Origin of the sequence: Streptomyces sp. ID05-39B (genome assembly GCF_033794725.1) — a bacterium.
GTDB classification, from domain to species: Bacteria; Actinomycetota; Actinomycetes; order Streptomycetales; family Streptomycetaceae; genus Streptomyces; species Streptomyces bobili.
In genome coordinates this window covers 13589-33635 of the sequence record NZ_JARGEF010000070.1, presented here as the reverse complement: position 1 = coordinate 33635, position 20047 = coordinate 13589, and the positions used below count along the sequence as shown (strand labels likewise).

At 71.8% G+C, this 20047-nt stretch carries 14 protein-coding genes; all 14 read left to right on the top strand.

The window, feature by feature from the left end; all coding sequences use genetic code 11:
* Window positions 1–153 precede the first annotated feature (153 nt).
* Window positions 154–1632 (top strand): sugar transferase, encoded by a 1479-nt coding sequence (locus P1P75_RS17575; RefSeq protein ID WP_319256301.1) that lies wholly within the window; start codon window positions 154–156, stop codon window positions 1630–1632.
* Window positions 1633–1714: 82 nt separating this feature from the next.
* Window positions 1715–3031 (top strand): nucleotide sugar dehydrogenase, encoded by a 1317-nt coding sequence (locus P1P75_RS17570; protein ID WP_319256299.1) that lies wholly within the window; start codon window positions 1715–1717, stop codon window positions 3029–3031.
* A gap of 16 nt (window positions 3032–3047) precedes the next feature.
* Window positions 3048–4301, top strand: a complete 1254-nt coding sequence (locus tag P1P75_RS17565; RefSeq protein ID WP_319256297.1) for a glycosyltransferase family 4 protein — start codon at window positions 3048–3050, stop codon at window positions 4299–4301.
* A complete protein-coding gene (locus P1P75_RS17560; RefSeq protein ID WP_319256295.1) occupies window positions 4298–5665 on the top strand; it encodes a polysaccharide biosynthesis protein in 1368 nt (455 codons plus the stop codon). The genes P1P75_RS17565 and P1P75_RS17560 overlap by 4 nt, the downstream gene beginning before the upstream one ends.
* Window positions 5662–7212, top strand: a complete 1551-nt coding sequence (locus P1P75_RS17555) for a Wzz/FepE/Etk N-terminal domain-containing protein (protein WP_319256293.1) — start codon at window positions 5662–5664, stop codon at window positions 7210–7212. The genes P1P75_RS17560 and P1P75_RS17555 overlap by 4 nt, the downstream gene beginning before the upstream one ends.
* A 3-nt stretch (window positions 7213–7215) precedes the next feature.
* On the top strand, window positions 7216–9141 hold the full coding sequence (asnB, locus tag P1P75_RS17550) for an asparagine synthase (glutamine-hydrolyzing) (protein ID WP_319256291.1): 1926 nt from the start codon (window positions 7216–7218) through the stop codon (window positions 9139–9141).
* Window positions 9142–9194: 53 nt separating this feature from the next.
* Entirely contained in the window at window positions 9195–11381 is a 2187-nt protein-coding gene (locus tag P1P75_RS17545; RefSeq protein ID WP_319256289.1) for a bi-domain-containing oxidoreductase, read from the top strand.
* Complete coding sequence (locus P1P75_RS17540; RefSeq protein WP_319256287.1) at window positions 11378–13363, top strand: alginate lyase family protein; 1986 nt, start codon at window positions 11378–11380, stop codon at window positions 13361–13363. Before P1P75_RS17545 ends, P1P75_RS17540 begins: the two co-directional genes overlap by 4 nt.
* An 8-nt stretch (window positions 13364–13371) precedes the next feature.
* Window positions 13372–14889 carry a right-handed parallel beta-helix repeat-containing protein gene (locus P1P75_RS17535; RefSeq protein WP_319256285.1) on the top strand — a complete coding sequence of 506 codons (1518 nt, stop codon included), beginning with the start codon at window positions 13372–13374 and terminating at the stop codon, window positions 14887–14889.
* Between the two features lies 1 nt (window position 14890).
* On the top strand, window positions 14891–16120 hold the full coding sequence (locus tag P1P75_RS17530) for an O-antigen ligase domain-containing protein (RefSeq protein ID WP_319256283.1): 1230 nt from the start codon (window positions 14891–14893) through the stop codon (window positions 16118–16120).
* A gap of 2 nt (window positions 16121–16122) precedes the next feature.
* Complete coding sequence (locus tag P1P75_RS17525) at window positions 16123–17364, top strand: glycosyltransferase (RefSeq protein ID WP_319256281.1); 1242 nt, start codon at window positions 16123–16125, stop codon at window positions 17362–17364.
* Window positions 17361–18611, top strand: coding sequence for a class I SAM-dependent methyltransferase (locus P1P75_RS17520; RefSeq protein WP_319256279.1), 1251 nt, complete (start codon window positions 17361–17363; stop codon window positions 18609–18611). The genes P1P75_RS17525 and P1P75_RS17520 overlap by 4 nt, the downstream gene beginning before the upstream one ends.
* The gene (locus P1P75_RS17515) at window positions 18608–19402 is read left to right on the top strand and encodes a glucose-1-phosphate cytidylyltransferase (RefSeq protein ID WP_319256277.1); all 795 of its coding nucleotides are present in this window, start codon (window positions 18608–18610) and stop codon (window positions 19400–19402) included. Before P1P75_RS17520 ends, P1P75_RS17515 begins: the two co-directional genes overlap by 4 nt.
* The gene (locus tag P1P75_RS17510; protein ID WP_319256275.1) at window positions 19399–20046 is read left to right on the top strand and encodes a PIG-L family deacetylase; all 648 of its coding nucleotides are present in this window, start codon (window positions 19399–19401) and stop codon (window positions 20044–20046) included. The genes P1P75_RS17515 and P1P75_RS17510 overlap by 4 nt, the downstream gene beginning before the upstream one ends.
* Window position 20047: the final 1 nt, after the last annotated feature.

The following is a 20047-nucleotide window of genomic DNA, read 5'->3' as shown; positions in this document are numbered from 1 at the left end:
GACCAATTCCCCTTGCCGCACAGAACCCCCCAGGTCCCCAGTGGTTCGGCGTGTCCGCCCAACACTGTTGCTCCCCTCGGGAGGCGGGGGCCTCCCGAGGGGAGCAACAGTGTTGGGCGGACACGCCGAACCACTGGGGACCTGGGGGGTTCTGTGCGGCAAGGGGAATTGGTCAGCCCGTTTCCGTCGGCGCGGGGGCGTCTGGCGAACGGGTCAGTCAGTCAGCCCGCGATCGAATGGGAGCAGCGTTACCGCCGTACCGTGATCATCAACGACACCGTGACCACCGCTTTTGTCGTGGCGGCGATCGGTAACTTCTTCGGGGCCCGGGACGCGGCCAACTGGCACGAGAAGTGGGGCATTCTCGCATTCGGCACCGAGCTGCTGGTGCTGGGGTCGCTTGCGGTGAGCCGGGCGTGGTCTCCGGCGGTTCTCGGCCAGGGCGCTGAGGAATTCCGCCGGCTCGGGCGCTCACTGTTCACGGCGACGGTCGTACTGGCGCTCGGCGGAATAGCTCTCACCTCGCGAAACATCAAATTGTGGATCTTCGTCGCCATCCCCGCTATCGCACTCGTCACCATGACCGCGCGGTATGTACTGCGCCTGTGGCTGCACAGACAGCGGAAGGAAGGACGGTGCCTGCGACCGGTGCTCGCCGCCGGGAGCCCGGCCACCGTGCGCGACCTGATCGCCCGGACCCGCAAGTTCCCGCACCTCGGCTGGCGGGTGGACGCGGTGTGCACGACGGACGGTCGCGGGCTCGACGGCGACGAACTGGACGGAGTGCCCGTCGTCGGCCGGCTGGCGGACGTCGCGGACCACGTACGCCACGACGGCTACCGCGTCGTCGCGGTCACACCGGACCCGCACTGGTCGCCGGACCGGTTGCAGCGACTGGCGTGGAACCTCGAAGGCAGCGACGCCGAGATGATCGTGGCGCCCGTGCTGATGGAGGTGGCCGGCCCGCGGCTGCATGTCGACGCGGTGCTCGGAATACCTCTGCTGCGGGTCAGCATGCCGACCTTCAGCGGGGGCCGTCACGCGGTCAAAGGCGTCGTCGACCGGATGGGCGCGGCGATCCTGCTGATGCTGTTCACGCCGCTGATGGTGTTCGTCGCGCTGCTCGTGATGGTGGACAGTCGCGGTGGGGCCTTCTACCGCCAGCGCAGAGTCGGCAAGGACGGCCGCGAGTTCACCATCGTCAAGTTCCGCACCATGGTCGCCGGGGCGGATCGGGCCCGTGACGCGCTGGCCGACCGCAACGAGGGCGCCGGCCTGCTGTTCAAGCTACGCCGGGACCCGCGGGTGACCCGGGTGGGAGCCGTGCTGCGCCGGTACTCGATCGACGAGTTGCCGCAGCTCTTCAACGTGCTCACCGGATCGATGTCGCTCGTCGGTCCGCGGCCTCCGCTGCCGGAGGAGTCCGCCGCCTACGGCCCGGTCATCCGGCGGCGGCTGCTGGTCAAGCCCGGACTCACCGGCCTGTGGCAGATCAGCGGTCGCAGCGACCTGTCCTGGGAGGAGGCGGTCCGGCTGGACCTGCGGTACGTGGAGGACTGGTCGCTCGCCCTGGACACGGTGATCTTGTGGAAGACGCTGCGGGCGGTGCTCTACGGGCAAGGCGCTTACTGATGCGCGGAGGGCTGCGACTCAACGGTTCAGCCGGCGCGCGGACTGCGGACCGCGAGGGTCCGCCAGGGGGGAGGAACGTCTGATGAGAGTAAGCGTATTCGGGCTTGGCTACGTGGGCTGCGTGTCGGCCGCGTGCCTGGCCAGCATGGGTCACCAGGTCATCGGGGTGGACGTGAACCAGGTCAAGGTCGACCTGGTCAACGACGGCAGGGCCCCGGTCGTCGAGGAGCGGATCGGCGAGCTCATCGCCGAGGTCGTACGGAGCGGAGCGCTGCGCGCCACCGACGACGTCCGCGAGGCGATCATGGACAGCGAGGTGTCGCTGGTCTGCGTGGGCACACCGTCGGAGCCCAACGGCAGCCTGTGCACAACGTACTTGGAGCGGGTCACCGAGCAGATCGGTGCCGCGCTGGCCGAGCGGGGTGGGCGGCACACCGTCGTGTTCCGCAGCACCATGCTCCCGGGCACCTGCCTGAACCTTCTGGTACCGATCCTGGAGAAGTACGTCGGCGGCACGGCCGGCGTGGACGTCGGAGTGGCGGTCAACCCGGAGTTCCTGCGCGAGGGCACGAGCGTGCGGGACTTCTTCGACCCGCCCAAGACCGTCATCGGCGAACTCGATCCGGCGAGCGGCGACGCGGTGACGGCTCTGTACGACGGTTTGCCCGGCGAGGTGTTCCGGGTGCCGATCCCGACGGCCGAGGCGATCAAGTACGCGGACAACGCGTTCCACGGCCTCAAGATCGGCTTCGCGAACGAGCTGGGCGCGGTGTGCCACGCCCTCGGGGTGAACTCGCACGAGGTGATGGACGTCTTCCTGGCCGACAGCAAACTGAACATCAGCCCCGCCTATCTGCGGCCCGGCTTCGCCTTCGGCGGCTCCTGCCTGCCCAAGGACCTGCGCAGCCTGGTCCACGCGGCGCACCGGGCCGACATCTCGGTGCCGATCCTCGCCCATGTGCTGCCGTCCAACTCCGACCATCTGCAGCGCGCGGTGGAGCTGGTCGAGCGCACCGGCAAACGCCGGGTGGGCCTCTTCGGGCTGTCCTTCAAACCCGGCACCGACGACCTCCGCGAGAGCCCGCTCGTCGAGTTGGCGGAACGGCTCTTCGGCAAGGGGTACGACCTGCGGATCCACGACGCCAACGTGAGCCTCTCCCGGCTGATCGGCGCGAACCGCGAGTACATCGAGACCCGGCTGCCGCATCTCGCCCAGCTGCTCGCGGATTCCGTCGACGAGGTGCTCGAACACGCCGAGGTGTGTCTGGTGGGTACCAGGGATCCGGCCGTGCTGTCGGCGCTGCCCCACGGCGACGGGCCGCTGATCGTCGATCTCGTCCACCTTCCCGACGCCGATGCGCGCCGGGCCGAACCGGGGTACGTGGGCCTTGCCTGGTGACACATCGTTCGAGGACATGGCCGGCGGCGACCGGCCGGACCGGCGTGCGCTGATCCTGGTGGAGAACCTGTCGGTGCCGTTCGACCGGCGGGTGTGGCAGGAGTGCACGACGCTGCGTGACGCGGGCTGGACGGTGGACGTCATATGCCCGCAAGGGAGCAAGCGGGACACGGAGCCGGAGGCGGAGATCGACGGGGTGCGGATCCACCGCTATCCGTTGCGCGCGGCCACCGGAGGGCCGGCCGGCTACCTGCGGGAGTACGGGTCGGCGTTGTGGCACACGGTCCGGCTGGCCCGCAAGGTCGGCCCGGTCGACGTGGTCCACGCCTGCAATCCGCCCGACCTGCTGTTCCTGCCGGCGCTGTGGCTCAAGCGGCGCGGGGCACGGTTCGTCTTCGACCAGCACGACCTGGTGCCCGAGCTGTACCTCTCCCGGTTCGGCCGAGGCAAGGACCTGCTCTACCGCGGCGTGTGCGCGCTGGAACGGATGACGTACCGGGCCGCGGACGTCGTGCTCGCCACGAACGAGAGCTACCGGGACGTCGCGGTGCGCCGCGGCGGTCAGCGGCCGGCGGATGTCTTCGTGGTGCGCAGCGCCCCGGACATCGCACGGTTCCACCCCGTACCACCCGAGCCGGAGCTGAAGCGCGGCAAGCCTCATCTGCTGTGCTACCTCGGGGTCATGGGCCCGCAGGACGGCGTCGACTACGCCTTGCGGGCCCTCGCGAAGCTCCGCGACGAGCTGGGGCGGACCGACTGGCATGCGGTGTTCGTCGGCGGCGGCGACACCTTCGACGCGATGGTGGAACTGTCCCGGCGACTCGGGCTGTCGGAGCAGGTGCAGTTCACCGGGCGCATCCCGGACGCCGACCTGGTGCGCTACCTGTCCACCGCGGACGTGTGCCTCTCCCCCGACCCGCGCAATCCGCTCAACGACGTGTCGACCATGAACAAGGTCCTCGAGTACATGGTGATGGGCCGGCCGATCGTCTCCTTCGACCTCCGGGAGGCGCGCGTCTCCGCCGGTGACGCCGCCGTCTACGCCCCCGCCAACGACGAGGCCGCATTCGCCGAGCTCATCGCGCTGCTCCTTGACGATCCGGAGAAGCGGGCCCGGATGGGCAAGATCGGCCAGGAGCGGATCAGCGGGGCGCTCTCCTGGCGGAACTCGCAAGCGTCATTGCTCGCCGCCTACGCCGCTGCCTGCCGTGCCGACGCTCCGGCGTCGGCGGGCGACCCGGACCGATCAGGGAGAAGGCCGCGCAGTTGAGCGATGACACGATACGCCTGGTCACGATCGGGCGGATTATCCGTCGGCGCCGGCGGTTCCTCACCCTCCTCGTCCTGGTGGGCGCGCTCGTCGGCTACGGCACCTCCCTGGTGTTCCCGCCGCGCTACACGACGTCGGCATCGGTCCTGCTGCCCGGCGCGTGGGAAGAACGCGAACTGCTGACGCAGACGGAGATCGCGACCAGCTCGGTGGTACTCGACCGCGCGGCCGCCACCCTCGGCTGGAGCGGGGTCGGCGGCAGAGAACTGCGGGACCAGGTGAGCGCCACGTCCGCCGACGGGAACATCATCAAGATCTCGGGCACGGCCGGCACCCCGGAGCGCGCACAGCGGCTCTCCGACCAGGTGGCCCAGCAGTTCGTCACCTTCGCCGCGCGGATCGTGGGCGACAACACCGATCCGGACGCGGCGGAGCAGCCCGAGGCGCTGCGGCAACTGGTCGTACAGACCAGCCGCCGCATCACCGAGCTGGCCGACGCCGCCGATCCGGGGCAGACCGTGGAGAGCGTGCAGACCCGCACCGAACTCGCGAAGCTGCGCACCGCGCTGCAGAAGGCCGTCGCCAAACTGGACGAGGTCGACCCGACCGCCGGCAAGACCAACATGGTCGTCATGGGGCCGGCGGCCCGGCCGACCGGTGAGGCACCGCCCACGAGGACGCAGCTCGTCGTCGGCGGCGCGGTGCTGTTCTTCCTGCTCGCGGTGATCGGCCATCTCACCGCCGCACGGATGAGCCGCCGGCTGCGCACCGAACCGGAGATCGCCGCGGCGCTGGGCTCGACCCTGCTGGGCACCGTCGACGTACCCGCCGAAGGGACCGGGCACCAGCTCCAGGGCGGTGGCCCGCGGGCCCGGATCCGCCGGCTGCTGGGCGTCGACGTCCGGTGGGACCTGCCGCTCCCGCAGGCGTCAGGCGACGAGGCCGGCCGGCGGATCCGCTACCGGCGGGTGTGCGCCCGCCTCAGGGAGCGGCTGCCGGACGCCCGTCGGCTGCTGGTCGTCGTGCCGGACGGCGACGAGATCGCCCACCGGGCCGCCGGGCAGCTCGTCGCCGAGGCGCAGAGCGATCCGTTGCTGCGGGTGGTGGGGGTCCCGGTGTCCCAGCCGCTGGTGCCGGACCGCGACGACGAGTCCGGCGCCCTGGTCGTGCTCAGCGCCGGCAGCTGGACCGCGGGGGAGCTCGCGGGCATCGCCGAGGCGTGTGCGGACGCCCGTCACGAGGTCGTCGGCATCGTCCTGGCCGGCGCGGTCCGGACCCGCGCGACACCGCCTGCCGCCGATGCTCGCCGTGCCGCCACACCGGCGCTCGCGGTCGGCGACGACACGAGGGGAGCGTCAAGGTGACGACGAGTACGACTTCGCAGTCGTCGGCCGCTCCGCTGCTGGATCTGCAGGCGTTGGTGGTGGCGGTGCGCAGGCGGCGCCGTCTCTGGTACTCGATGGCACTGCTGGGGCTGCTGGTCGGCGCGGCGGTGGCCGTTCTGCTCCCGCCCCCGCCGACCGCGGTGACCAAGGTGCTGGTCGCCCATCAGGAGGACCAGCCCAACGACCCCGGAACGCTGATCCGGACCGACGTCGCGCTGCTGCACACCACGCGGATCGCCGCCGCGGCCCTGCGCACCCTCGACTCCCCGGAGAAACCTGAGGACTTCATGCGGGACTACGAGGGCAGCGGCCTGACCAACAACCTGCTGCAGATCACCGTGACCGCCGACAGCGAGGCGGAGGCGGTGGCCCGCGCCGAGGCGCTGGCCGACGCGTTCGTCGCGGACCATGTGAGGCGGATACAGCAAGCCGCGCAGGCCGAGGCCAAGGCTCTGCTCGGCCAGCGTGACCGACTGCGCGGCGAACTCGCCACGGTCGACCAGGCGATCGGGGACGGCGCGACGGAGAGCGGACCGAAGGCGTCGGCGAACCTGGAGTCGCTCTACGCCCGCCGGGCCGAACTCACCTCGCAGATCACCGAGTTCGGCCAGCGCGCCGCGGAGGCCGGCATCGGCACACCCCAGCTCGTCGCCGGCACGCAGATCGTGGACGCCCCGCGCGCCGAGCGGCACTCCCTTCCCAGGGCCGCCGCCACCGACGCCGCGATCGGGCTTGTCCTCGGGCTCGCCCTCGGGCTCGCGGTGGCCACGGTCGGCACCGTCGTGGCGGACCGCCCCGTGCTGCGCCGGCAGATCGCGGCGAACCTCGGCGCCTCGGTCATCGCGGAACTCCCCCGCCGGCCGGCCCGGCTGTGGCGGCGCCGACGCAGCCGGGCGGCACGGACACGACTCACCACGTCACTGGCCCGCACCGTGCGCGGCTCCGCAGAACCCTTGTCGCTGCTGGAGCTGGGCTGTGCGCGCGGCACCAGCCTGATCGCCCTGGACCTCGCCGGGGCACTGGCGGCGGACGGGCCGGTCGTCCTCGTCGACAGCCTGCCCGGACAGCGGCTGACCAGGCGTCGGCCGAAGCCGGGAGACCCGACCGTGGTCGGCGGCGAGCGTGCCGAGGCCCTGTCAGCCGAGGAACGCCGGATCGGCGTCGGCTCGGTGGCGCCCGGCACGGCGTGGACCGACCTGCGGTACCTCGGCACCCGGACCGTGCTCGTCGTGCGTGCCGGGCGCGGCAGCGCCGCTTGGCTGCACACCGTGGCACGGCAGCTCGCCGACCAGCGCATCGCGGTGATCGGTGTGGTGCTGATCGACCCCGATCCGCGTGACCGGACCGACGGCACGCTGTGGGACGGGCCGCACACCGCGTCGCGCGTCCGCGGCGGACGGCCGGCCCGACACAAGGGTGGGGGTATCTCCCACGCCGTTCAGGCGGTGGAGGAGGACGGGCAGCGGCCGGAGCGGCTGCCGATCTGGGCGGCACGCGTCCCGGACAGCGACCAGGAAGCGCGGTAGGACATGTGTGGCATCGCAGGCACGTACCGGTGGCCGGACGGCAAGGCCGTGACCGACCGGCTCACCGATACCCTCGCTCACCGCGGCCCGGACGGGGCGGGCCGCTACGGCCACCCCGTCGGTGACGGCGAAGTGCACCTGGGGCACCGCCGGCTGGCCGTCGTCGACCTGTCGGAGACCGGCGCCCAGCCGATGATCTGCGACGGCCTCGTCCTGACGTACAACGGCGAGCTGTACAACGCGCCCGAGCTGCGTGCCGAGCTGGTGGCGGCCGGGGTGCGCTTCCGTGGTACCTCGGACACCGAGGTGCTGCTGGAGGCCTGGCGGCGCTGGGGCACGGACTGTCTGCCCCGGCTGCGCGGCATGTTCGCGTTCGGCGTCTTCGACGAGCGGACCGGGGACCTGGTTCTCGCCCGCGACCAGCTCGGCATCAAGCCGCTGTTCCTGCTGCGGCGCGGCGAGGGCCTGATGTTCGCCTCCGAGCTGAAGGCGCTCGCGGCCGTGACCGGCGGTTCGCTGGAGGTGGACCACGCGGCGCTGGTGGCCTCGCTGCTGTACTACTGGGTGCCGGACTCACGGTGCGCGTTCCGCGAGGCGGAGAAGCTGCCGCCGGGGAGCTGGATGAGGTTCCGGCCGGACGGGCGGGTGGATCGCGGCCGGTTCTGGAGCCTGAGGGACGTCGCCGCCGAGGGCCGGGAGCGGGCTCTGTCCGGCGAGCAGCCGGACATCGCCGCCGTCGTCGAGGAGTCGACCCGGCGTCACCTGCTCTCCGACGTACCGGTGGCGACCTTCCTCTCCGGCGGGCTGGACTCCAGCTACCTGACCGCGCTGGCGGCCCGCGACCGGCCCGGTATCTCCGCCTACACGATCGGGTTCCGCGCCGAGGACGCCAGGTTCGAGGCGATGCCGGACGACCTGCGCTACGCCCGGCAGGTGGCCGAGCGGTTCGGCGTCGACCTGCACGAGATCGAGATCGCTCCGAACGTGCTCGACCTGCTGCCGCGGATGACGCACCACCTGGACGAGCCGATCGGTGATCCCGCCGCGATCAACACGTTCCTGATCTGCGAGGCCGCCCGAGAGGCGGGGGTGAAGGTGATGCTTTCGGGGATGGGGGCCGACGAGCTGTTCGCCGGGTACCGCAAGCACCTCGCCAACCTCCTCGCCCTGCGCTACCAGCGCGTCCCACGGCCCCTGCGGCGCGGTCTGTCCAGGGCTGTGGACCGGCTGCCGGTGGCCACGGCCCGCCGCGGATACCGGTCGGTGCGCTTCGCGAAGCGGTTCCTGTCCTTCGCCGATCTGCCGGAGGAGACCGCGTTCCGGCGCAGCTACACCATGTACGACCGGGGCGAGCTGCTCGCCCTGATCGATCCGGACCTGGCCGGGACGGTCGACGACGTGCTGACCGAGCACGCGGACGTCTACGAGGACAACGACCTCGACGACTTCGTCAACCGCATGTGCCTGGCTGACGCCCGGATGTTCCTGCCGGGCCTGAACCTCGCGTACACCGACCGCTCCAGCATGGCCGCGTCGACCGAGGTGCGGGTGCCGTACGTGGATGTCGAGGTGGTCAAGGCGGCGTTCGCCGTGCCCGGCGACCGCAAGATCGTCGGACGGCAGGGCAAGGCCGTCCTCAAGGAGGCCGCCTCCTCGGTCCTGCCCCGGGAGATCGTGTACCGGCCCAAGGGCCTGTTCAGCGCCCCCTTGCGGGCCTGGATGAGCCGGGATCTGGCACCGCTGGTGCGCGAGGTCGTCAACGATGGCGTGCTCGTCGACTCCGGGATCCTGCGACGCGACGCGCTGGCGCGGATGGTCGCCGAGGACGCCGCCGGGCAGCGGGACTTCTCCAAGCATCTGTGGCATGTGCTGACCCTCGAGTACTGGTATCGGGGCGCGACGTCAGGGGCCCGTCAGAACTCCCTTTGACGGCGCAGAGCGAACGGCTCAGAGCAAACGGCGTAGAGACAAGAGGACTTCGGGTGAAACAGGTTGTGCAGAACTACAAGAGCGGCGAACTGGCGCTGCTCGACGTGCCGGTGCCGGGGTGCAAGCCGGGCGGTGTGCTGGTCCGCAGCGCCTATTCGCTGATCTCCACCGGGACCGAGCTGATGAAGGTGTCCGAGGCCGGCATGTCGATGGTGGGCAAGGCCCGCTCCCGGCCGGACCAGGTGGCCAAGGTCATGCAGAGCGTGGCCACCAACGGGGTGCCCGCCACCTACCGCAAGGTGATGGGCAAGCTGGACTCCTACACGCCGCTGGGCTACTCGCTGTGCGGGGTGGTGGAGGAGGTCGGCGCCGGCGTCGATGACGTGAAGGCCGGTGACCTCGTGGCCTGCGCGGGCAACGAGCACGCGTTGCACGCCGAGCTGAACTGGGTGCCGAAGAACCTCTACGCCCCGGTGCCGGACGGCCTCGCGCCGCGGCACGCGGCCTTCGGCACCGTCGGGTCGATCGCGTTGCAGGGCGTCCGTCAGGGCGAGTCACGGCTCGGCGAAGTGGCTCTGGTCATCGGCCTCGGGCTGATCGGGCAGCTGGTGGTGCAGCTCCTGGCCGCCTCGGGGGTGCGCGTCGTCGGTGTCGACCCCGACCCGGTGCGCTGCGAGCTGGCCGAGCGGCTCGGCGCCACGGCCTGCGGCGATCCCGCCTCCCCGGCCGTGGAAGCGACCGTCGCCGAACTCACCGGCGGTCACGGAGTGGACCAGGTGTACCTGGCCGCCGGCGGCGGCAGCAACGAGCCCGTCGAGCTGGCCGCCCGGCTGTGCCGGGACCGCGGCCGGGTCGTCGACATCGGCAAGTGCCGCCTGGACCTGCCGTGGAACGCGTACTACGAGAAGGAGCTCGACGTCCGCTTCTCGCGCAGTTACGGCCCCGGGCGCTACGACCCGGAGTACGAGCTGGAGGGGCGCGACTATCCGATCGGCTACGTGCGCTGGACCGAGCGCCGCAACCTGGCGTGCTTCCTCGATCTGCTCGCCCGTGGCAGCGTCGACGTGGAGCCCCTGGTCTCCCACATCGCCGATTTCGATGACGCCGTCGAGACGTACCGGAGCCTGAAGGACGGCGAGCTGAAGGCGGTCGCCGTGCTCTTCCGCTACCCCGAGCAGGCGGGCGAGGCGGCGGCTCCGGTGGTGGCTGTGCCCGCGGCGGCCGTACCCACCGCAGGCAGGAAGCCGAGTCCGGTCCGGGCGGCCAGGACGCCGGTGCGGCTCGCGTTCGTCGGCGCGGGGAACTACGCGACGTCGATGCTGCTGCCGCACCTTGCGCGGCGTGACGGCGTCGAGTTGGCGACCGTCGTCACCACGACGTCGCTGTCCGCGGCCAACGCGCAACGCAAGTTCGGCTTCGCCGGGGCGACCACCGATCTCGACGCCGTGCTCGGCGACAAGTCCGTCGACGCGGTGTTCGTGGTCACCCGGCACAGCTCGCACGCCGAACTGACCCGCAGGGCGCTGCTGGCCGGCAAGAGCGTCTTCGTGGAGAAGCCGCTGGCGCTCACCGAGGACGAGCTGGCCGGCGTGCTCGCGGCGGTGGAGGAGTCCGGCAACGACCGGCTGCAGGTGGGCTTCAACCGCCGGTTCGCGCCGCTGCTCCAGGAGGCGAGGAAACAGTTCGGTGCCCGGACCGGCCCGGCGAGCCTGCGCTACCTGGTCAACGCGGGCCGGCTGCAGCACGGCAGCTGGTACCTCCGGCAGGGCACCGAGGGCTCGCGGTTCGCCGGTGAGGGCGGGCACTTCATCGACACGGCGAGCTGGCTGCTGGAGGCCGACCCGATTTCGGTGTACGCGGTCGCCACGTCCGGCAACGAGGACCTCCAGGTCGTACTGCGCTACCCGGACGGGTCCACCGCGACCATCAGCTACGTCACCACCGGCGCGCCCGGCTTCCCCAAGGAGACGCTGGACCTTCTCGCGGACGGCAAGGTGCTGCGGCTCGACGACTTCGTCCGTGCCTCGGTCCACGGACCCGGGAAGTGGCTCAGTTCGCGGCTGCCCAAGGCCCGGGACAAGGGCCAGTCCGCCCAGCTGGCCGCCTTCGTCAAGGCCGTGCGGACCGGGGGGCCGATGCCGGTGCCGCTGGAGTCGCTGGTCGCCACCACCGCGGCCACTCTCGCGGTGCGGGCCGGCCTGGCCGGCGGCGCGCCGGTGACGCTGGCGGGGGCGCGATGACGGTCAGCTCAGGGAGTCCGGGCTGGTACCTGCGGCGGCTGTCCCGGATGGGTCCGCGGGAGGTCGGCGGCCGGATGGGCGACGCGGTGCGCAGGCGGCGGTGGCGCTCGGCGCGGCCGGAGTGCCCGAGCGTGACCGGCGCCCGGTTCACCGCCGTACTGCCCGCGGGGGCGATCGCCGCGGTGCCGCCGGACGCGGCGAAGCGTCTCCTCGCCGAGGCGGACCGGCTGATGGCCGGGCACGCCGAGTACTTCGGGGTGGTCCGCGACGACCTGGCCGACCCGGACTGGTGGTACGACCCGAAGACCGGGCGCCGGGCTCCGTGGGGTTACGCCTTCGACGTGCCGTACCGCGACGAGGACGCGGTCGGGGACATCAAGCAGATCTGGGAGCTGTCGCGGCATCAGTACCTCACCGTGCTCGCCGCCGCCTACGCGATCAGCGGGGACGAGCGCTACGCCGAGCGCGTGGCCGGGCATCTGCGGTCGTGGTGGTCGGCCAACGCACCGCTGCGCGGCGTGCACTGGACCAGCGGCATCGAGCTGGGGGTCCGGCTGCTGTCCTGGGTGTGGGTGCGCCGGCTCCTCGACGGCTGGCCGGGCGTGGCCGCCCTGTTCGAGGCCAACCCGGTGGCGCGCCACCAGATCTGGCATCACCAGCGCTGGCTGGCCGCGTTCCCCAGCCGTGGATCCTCGGCGAACAACCACATCATCGCCGAGGCCGCCGGGCAGTTCGCCGCGGCCTGCGCGTTCGGGTGGTTCCCCTCCTCGGCGCGCTGGCGGGCCGACGCGCTGCGGTCGCTGGCGCGGCACCTGAAACGCAACACCTTCGGCTCCGGCCTCAACCGTGAGCTGGCCAGCGAGTATCACGGGCTGGTGCTGGAACTCGGTCTGGCCGCGGTGGCCGAGGCGGACGCCGCGGGCGTACCGGTCCCGGCGTCGGTCCGGCTGGTGCTGCTGCGGATGACCGATGCGCTCGCGGCCGTCGTGGACAACAGGCTGCGGCCGCCGAGGCAGGGGGACGCGGACGACGGGCACGGTCTGGTCGTCGACGGCCCGGAAACCGACCGCTGGGCCTCACTGCTGGCCACCGGGGACGCCGTGTTCGGCCGGCTCGACTGGTGGCCGGCGGTGCCCGCCGCCGATGTGCGCACTCCGCTGCTGGCCGCGCTCATCCGGCCGTACGCGAAAGGGGGAACCGCGCCGGCCGTGTCCCGTCCGGTGAGCCGGCCGGACCATTTCGCCGACGCCGGCATGACGATCCTGCGTGGTCCGGCGGAGATCTGGTGCCGCTGCGACGGCGGCCCGCACGGCTTCCTGTCCATCGCCGCGCATGCTCACGCGGACGCGCTGTCGCTGGAGGTCCGCCACGACGGGGTCGATGTGCTGGCCGACCCCGGGACGTACTGCTACCACGGGCAGCCCGAGTGGCGGCAGTACTTCCGGTCGACGCTCGGCCACAACACGCTGCAACTGGACGGCGGTGACCAGTCCGTCTCCGGCGGCCCGTTCCTGTGGACCCGGCACGCCCGCAGCCGCGTCCTGGTCGCGGCCACCTCGGGCACCTCCGACGGGGGGACGGCCCGCTGGTGCGCCGAGCACGAGGGTTACCAGCACGCCGTGCACCGCCGCCGCGTGGAGCTCACGGCCGTGAGCCGGGAGCTGCGGGTGATCGACGAGGTCCGCGGCCCGCACGGCTCTCGCCGGGCCGTGCGGCTGGCGTTCCATCTCGGCCCGGCGATCGCCGCGGACCTGGTGGGGAACCGGGCCGTGCTCACCTGGACCCGGGACGGCGAGGACCGCTCCGCGGCTCTCGACCTGCCCGGGGAGCTGTCCTGGCGGGCGCATCGCGGTGAGACCGACCCGCCGCTGGGCTGGTACTCCCCCGGCTTCGGGCGCAAGGAACCCGCCACCACGCTGGTCGGCACCGGCTTCGCCGACGGCGCGCAGGGGTTCACCACCGTGCTCGGGTTCCGCGGCTAGGGGGACACGTGGGGATCAAGTGGCGGCTCTGCGCGTTGCCGTCGGCACTGCTGGCGCTGGCCCTGACGGCGGCGGGCTGTGAGGGCACGCCGGACGCACGGCCGAAGCCGACGGCCGCGCCGTCCGCACCCGTGGCCGGGGTGTGCGCCAGGCCCGCGGCCGGGCCGGCGAAGGCGCCGGCGGGCGCGGTCACGGTCGACCCCGCGGTGCCCGGTGACCTGGCCGCCAAGACCACCAGCAGTCCCCCCGGCACCATGTTCTGGCTTCGACCGGGCCGGCACACGCTCCCGTCGGACCGCTACGCCCAGGTCATCCCCAAGGAGGGCAACACCTACCTCGGCGGGCCGGGCGCGGTGCTCGACGGGCGCAGGACCAACCAGTACGCGTTCGGCGGCCCGGCCCGCGACGTCACCATCCGCCATCTGACCGTGCAGGGGTTCGTCGCACCGCACGACGAGGGCGTGGTCAACCATGACTCGGCCGACGGGTGGGTGATCGAGCACGCGACGATCCAGCACAACTCCGGCGCCGGGCTGATGGCCGGTGCCCGCCAGCGGGTCAGCACCAGCTGCCTGCGCGGCAACGGCCAGTACGGCATGAACGCGTACAAGGCCGACGGCCGGTTCAACGCTCTGGTGGTCGAGGGCAACGAGATCGTGGGCAACAACACGGACGACTGGGAGCGGCAGCGGCCCGGCTGCGGATGCACCGGAGGTATCAAGTTCTGGGCCGTGGACGGCGCCGACATACGCGGCAACTGGGTCCACGACAACCGCGGAACCGGGGTGTGGGCGGACACCAACAACAACGACTTCCTCATCGAGGACAACGTGTTCGAGGACAACGACGGCGCCGCGCTGATCTACGAGACCAGCTACAACGCGGTCATCCGCGAGAACACGATCCGGCGGAACAACTGGGTCGAGGGCCGAAAGTACGCGGACCGCGGCGACAACTTCCCCTTCGCGACCGTCTACCTGTCCGAGTCCGGTGGCGAACCGCGGATCCGCGCCCGCACGGACAGGATCGAGGTCTACCGCAACGTCCTGGAGAACAACTGGTCCGGGATCACCCTGTGGGAGAACGCGGACCGGTTCTGCAACAGCCCGGCCAACACGTCGTCCGGCGACTGCACCTTGCTGGTCAAGGACAGGAAGCGCTGCGCGCAGCCGGGAATCGCCGCCGCCCCGCTGTACGCCGACTGCCGGTGGAAGACCCAGCGGGTCGACATCCGCGGCAACCGCTTCGTGCTGGACAAGTCCGTCGTCGACTGCACGGTGAAGTGCGACCGCATGGCCGTGCTCGCCAACTACGGCACCTATCCGAACTGGTCGCCGTACCAGGGCGAGCGGGTGTCCGAGGCGATCACCCGCGAGCAGCACAACCGCTGGCACGACAACGTCTACGTCGGAGCGTGGAAGTTCGTCATCCACGACCCGAGCCGGATCCTCGACTCCTGGCAGTGGCAGGGCACGCCGTACCGGCAGGACGCGGGCAGCACCTTCGGCGCACGGGACGGTGGTTGAGATGGGCACGGACCACACGTCGAAGATCGTCGGGACGGCCTGGGGGCTGCTGATCCTCAACACGCTCGGCTCCACCGGGGCGAAGACCATCGTGCCGCTCCCCCGCTCCCTCATCCAGATGGTCACCATGGGCGCGCTGGCCGTCGCGTTCACGCTGGCGCTCGCGGTCAATCCGCGGCTGCGCATCCGGGCCAGCGCGTTCGTGTTCCTGCTCACCCTGCTGCTGGTGCCGAGCGTGATCTCCAGCGCGGACCTGGAGTCCGGGTTCGGGGCGCTGTTCCGCTGCGCCAGGCTGGCTCTCTTCGTCGGCACGCTGTGGCTGCTCAGCCGCTGGTGGGACGGGGGCCTGACATTCGTCCGGCACCACATCCGGATGTACTTCGCGGTCCTCGCGTCGGTGGCCGCCGGCGCTGTCCTCTCACCGGGCACCGCCATGCCCGAGCTCTACGGCGGCCGGCTGGTCGGCGCGCTGTGGCCGCTCACCCCGCCGCAGATCGGACAGTACGCCGCGGTCATCATCGGGCTCGCCGTGCTGCTCCTGCTGGGCCGCAGGACCGACCGGGTCAGCGCGGCGGTGGTCATCGTGCCGGCCCTCGTCCTGCTCGCGCTGACCCATACCCGGACGGCCACGCTCGGCCTGCTCATCGGGCTGGTGCTGGCGATCGGCTCGCTCTTCCTGACCAGCGCCGCCGCCCGCAGGTTCTTCGCCTGGGCGGTGCTGTGCGCCGCCGTGGCCGCGGTGGGGTTCGGCTCCGCCCTGCGGGCCTGGTTCCTGCGCGGACAGAGCGAGGAGAACTTCACCAGCCTGACCGGTCGGGCCAAGGTCTGGGACGCCCTGCTGGCAGCTCCCCGGACGACCTCGGAGCACCTGTTCGGGGCGGGCCTGGGCGACAAGTCGTTCGGCGGGCTGCCCATCGACAACAGCTGGCTGGCCGTGTACCACGAGCAGGGCATGACCGGCGTCGCGCTGGTGGCGGCGGTCATCGTCGTGCTGGGCGGCGTCGCGTTGCTGCGGCCACCGTCGCTGCCGAGGGCCTGCGCGATCTTCCTCATCAGCTACTGCGCGATCGCCTCGTACACCGAGGCGGGGCTGGGCGACGCCTCGCCCTATCTGCTGCATCTGGCCGTGGCCGCCTCGCTGTTGACGGTGCCGGCCGCCGCTCCCTCGTCGGCACCGGAAGTCCCCGGACGCCCGGTCCCGCGATGGGCCCAGAGTTCGGAGGTGACCTGAGCATGCACATCCTCGTGGTGCACAACCGCTACGCCTCGGCGCAGCCGAGCGGGGAGAACAGGGTTGTCGACCAGGAGGTGGCGCTGCTGCGCGGGGCCGGGCACCGGGTCGAGGTGTTCGAGCGGCGCAGCGACGACATCGCCGCCCGGTCCCTGCCGGGCAAGGCCGCTGTGGCCCTGCTGGTGCCGTGGAACCCTGCCGTCCGCAGCGAACTCGCCGCGCGGCTTCGCGGCGACCGGCCGGACGTGGTGCACGTCCACAACGTGTTCCCGCTCCTGTCGCCGGCGGTACTGGCCGCCTGCGCCGACGCCGGTGTGCCCGCCGTCGCCACGCTGCACAACTACACCCAGGTCTGCCCGCCCGGCACGCTGCAGCGCGACGGCCGCCCGTGCACCGAGTGCGTCGGGGCCACGCCGCTGCCCGCCGTCCGGCACGGCTGCTACCGGAACTCCCGGCTGGCGACGGTGCCGCTCGCGGTCAGCCTGTCGGTGAACCGGCGGCGCTGGTGGTCCGGCGTGGAGCGGTTCTTCTGCATCTCCGCGGCGCAGCGCGACGTCCTGGTGCGGTCCGGCATGCCGGCCGAGCGGCTGGCGGTCAAGCACAACTTCGTGCCCGACCCGGGTGCCGTCCGCGCGGGCCCCGGCGAGCATCTGCTGTATCTCGGCCGGCTCGCGGAGGCCAAGGGGGTGCGGCTGCTGATGGCCGCCTGGGACGAGATCGCCGCCGCCGGCGGTGTGGGCGTGCCGCTCGTGATCGCCGGGACGGGGCCACTGGAGCGGGAGGTGGCCGCCTGGGCGGCGGGCCGTGACGACGTGCGCCACGTCGGCCTGTACGACGCGGAGCAGTGCCGGCAGGCCGTCGCCAGGTCGGTCGCGGTGGTGGCTCCCTCGACGTGGCTGGAGGCGTTCGGCCTGGTGGTCGTCGAGGCGATGGCGGCCGGGGTGCCGGCCGTCGCCGCCGGTCACGGCGCCTTCGTCGAACTCGTCGAGGACGGGGTGACCGGGCTGCTGCACGAGCCGGGCGATTCGGCCGCGCTCGCGAACTGCCTGCGCCGGATCACGGCCGAGCCGGACCGCAACCGGGAGATGGGCCGGGCGGCCCGGCGCCGTTACGAGCAGGGCTTCAGCCCGGCCGTCGGGCTGGAGCGCCTGCTGGAGGGGTACCGCACCGCGATCGCGGGACGGTCAGCACTGGCTCGCGGCGGGGACATCCGCGCGAGCAGGGGGGATGGGGACAGCACATGACACGATGCCGACTCTGCGGCTCGGAGGCGATGGCGAGCGTCGTCGATCTCGGGGCGACGCCACCATGTGAGAGCTTTCTCGCCGCGGACCAACTGGACCTGCCGGAACCGGCGTACCCGCTGCACCTGCGGGTCTGCACCGACTGCTGGCTCGCGCAGATCCCTCCGCTGATCACGCCGGAGGAGACGTTCAAGGAGTACGCGTACTTCTCGTCCTACTCGACCTCCTGGGTGGAGCACGCGCGCACGTTCGTCGCCGACGCCGTGCAGCGCCTCGCTCTGGGCACCGACGCGTTCGTGGTCGAGGTCGCGAGCAACGACGGGTACCTGCTCAGGCATGTGGTGGACCGTGGGATCCGCTGCCTCGGCATCGAGCCCTCGGTGAACGTCGGCGCCACGGCGCGGGACGCGGGGGTGCCCACGCTCACCGAGTTCCTCGACCCGGACACCGGTGCGGGCGTCCGCGCCGAGCACGGCCCGGCGGACCTGGTCGTGGCCAACAACGTGTACGCGCACATCCCCGACGTGGTCGGGTTCACCAGAGGGCTGCGCGCCCTGGTCGCCGACGACGGCTGGGTCTCCATCGAGGTGCAGCACCTGCTGACCCTGATCGAGGACAACCAGTACGACACGATCTACCACGAGCACTTCCAGTACTACACGGTCGCCTCCGCGATGCGGGCGCTGGCCAGCGGTGGACTCGCCCTCGTGGACGTCGAGTTGCTGCCCACGCACGGCGGCTCCGTCCGGCTGTGGGCCCGGCCGGCCGAGGTGGCCGGTGAGCCGACGCGGCGGGTGGCCGACGTGCTGGACCGGGAGAAGGCCGCCGGGCTGCGGGAGCTGTCGGGGTACACCGAGTTCTCCGCCCGGGTGGCGAAGGTGCGCCGGGACCTCCTCAGGTTTCTCATCGAGGCGGCCGAGCGCGGTGAGACCGTCGTCGGCTACGGCGCCCCCGGCAAGGGCAACACCCTGCTCAACCACTGCGGCGTCCGGCCCGACCTGCTGCCGTACACGGTCGACCGCAACCCCTACAAGCACGGCAGGTTCACCCCGGGCACCCGCATCCCGATCCTGCCAACCGAGCAGATAGCCGCCGACAAACCGGACTACGTCCTCGTCCTCCCGTGGAACCTGCGGGCCGAGCTGGTCGAGCAGCTGTCCTTCGTGCACGACTGGGGCGGCCGGCTCGTCTTTCCCATCCCGGAACTGAGCGTCGTCGAGGTCGCGTCTCGAAAGGGCACAGCATGAAGGTCGTTCTGTTCTGCGGCGGTTACGGCATGCGCATGCGCAACGGAACCTCCGACGACGTGCCCAAGCCGATGGCGATGGTCGGCCCGCGACCGCTGATCTGGCACGTCATGCGCTACTACGCGCACTACGGGCACACGGAGTTCATCCTGTGCCTCGGCTACGGGGCCCACCACATCAAGGACTTCTTCCTCCACTACGAGGAGACGACGTCCAACGACTTCGTGCTGCGGGGCGGGCGGACCGAGTTGCTGTCCACCGACATCGCGGACTGGACGATCACGTTCGCGCAGACCGGCATCGAGTCACCGATCGGGGAGCGGCTGCGCCGGGTACGGCACCACCTGGACGGCGACGAGATGTTCCTCGCCAACTACGCCGACGTGCTCACCGACGCCCCGCTGCCGGAGATGATCGGCCGGTTCGCCCGGCGTGACGCCGGGGCGTCGATGATGGTGGTGCCGCCGCAGTCCTCGTTCCACTGTGTGGAGTTGGGCGAGGACGGCCTGGTGGGGGGCATCACCGCGGTGAGCGACATGCCGCTGTGGGAGAACGGCGGCTACTTCGTGCTCCGGCAGGAGGTCTTCGACCACATACCGGAGAACGGGGACCTGGTCGCCGACGGATGCGCCCAACTCGCCAAGCGGGGCCGCTTGGTGGCGCACCAGCACCGCGGCTTCTGGAAGCCGACCGACACCGTGAAGGAGCGGGCCGCGCTCGACGATGCCTATGCCCGCGGTGAGCGCCCATGGGCCGTGTGGGAACGGGACGGCGCGGGGGTGCGGGCGTGATCCGGCTCGGCGCCGGGAACCTGGACCGGATCGCCGCGGTGGGCGCGCACTGCGACGACATCGCCATCGGCGCCGGCGGCACGCTGCTGACGCTGTGCCGCGCGCGTCCTGGGGTCCGTGTCGACGCGCTGGTGCTCTCCGGTGGCGGCGGCGAGCGGGAGCAGGAGGAGCGGGCCGCGCTCGCCGCGTTCTGTCCGGGCGCCGACCTGCGGCTGACCGTGCACAAGCTGCCGGACGGCCGACTGCCCGTGCACTGGGACGAGGCCAAGGCCGCGGTCGAGGAACTGCGCGAGCGGGCCGACCCGGATCTGGTCCTCGCCCCGCGCACCGACGACGCGCACCAGGACCACCGCGGCCTGGCGAAGCTGGTACCGACCGCGTTCCGGAACCACCTGGTCCTCGGCTACGAGATCGTCAAGTGGGACGGTGATCTCGGCCGGATGGCGGCCTACCAGCCACTGTCGCCGGAGACCGCCGAGGAGAAGGTACGGCTGCTGCAGGAGCACTACGCCTCGCAGCGCCACCGGCCCTGGTACGACCGGGAGGCCTTCCTCGGTCTCGCACGTATCCGCGGCATCGAATGCCACGCGCGTTACGCCGAGGCGTTCGCCGTCACCAAACTCACTCTCGACCTGGGGGAATGAA

What these genes read in the sequence shown, in the direction of transcription:
- P1P75_RS17515 (WP_319256277.1), top strand. Translation starts at nt 18,608, where the DNA reads ATGAAGGTCGTTCTGTTCTGCGGCGGTTACGGCATGCGCATGCGCAAC.
- P1P75_RS17565 (WP_319256297.1), top strand. Translation starts at nt 3,048, where the DNA reads ATGGCCGGCGGCGACCGGCCGGACCGGCGTGCGCTGATCCTGGTGGAG.
- P1P75_RS17525 (WP_319256281.1), top strand. Translation starts at nt 16,123, where the DNA reads ATGCACATCCTCGTGGTGCACAACCGCTACGCCTCGGCGCAGCCGAGC.
- P1P75_RS17570 (WP_319256299.1), top strand. Translation starts at nt 1,715, where the DNA reads ATGAGAGTAAGCGTATTCGGGCTTGGCTACGTGGGCTGCGTGTCGGCC.
- asnB (WP_319256291.1), top strand. Translation starts at nt 7,216, where the DNA reads ATGTGTGGCATCGCAGGCACGTACCGGTGGCCGGACGGCAAGGCCGTG.
- P1P75_RS17540 (WP_319256287.1), top strand. Translation starts at nt 11,378, where the DNA reads ATGACGGTCAGCTCAGGGAGTCCGGGCTGGTACCTGCGGCGGCTGTCC.
- P1P75_RS17530 (WP_319256283.1), top strand. Translation starts at nt 14,891, where the DNA reads ATGGGCACGGACCACACGTCGAAGATCGTCGGGACGGCCTGGGGGCTG.
- P1P75_RS17520 (WP_319256279.1), top strand. Translation starts at nt 17,361, where the DNA reads ATGACACGATGCCGACTCTGCGGCTCGGAGGCGATGGCGAGCGTCGTC.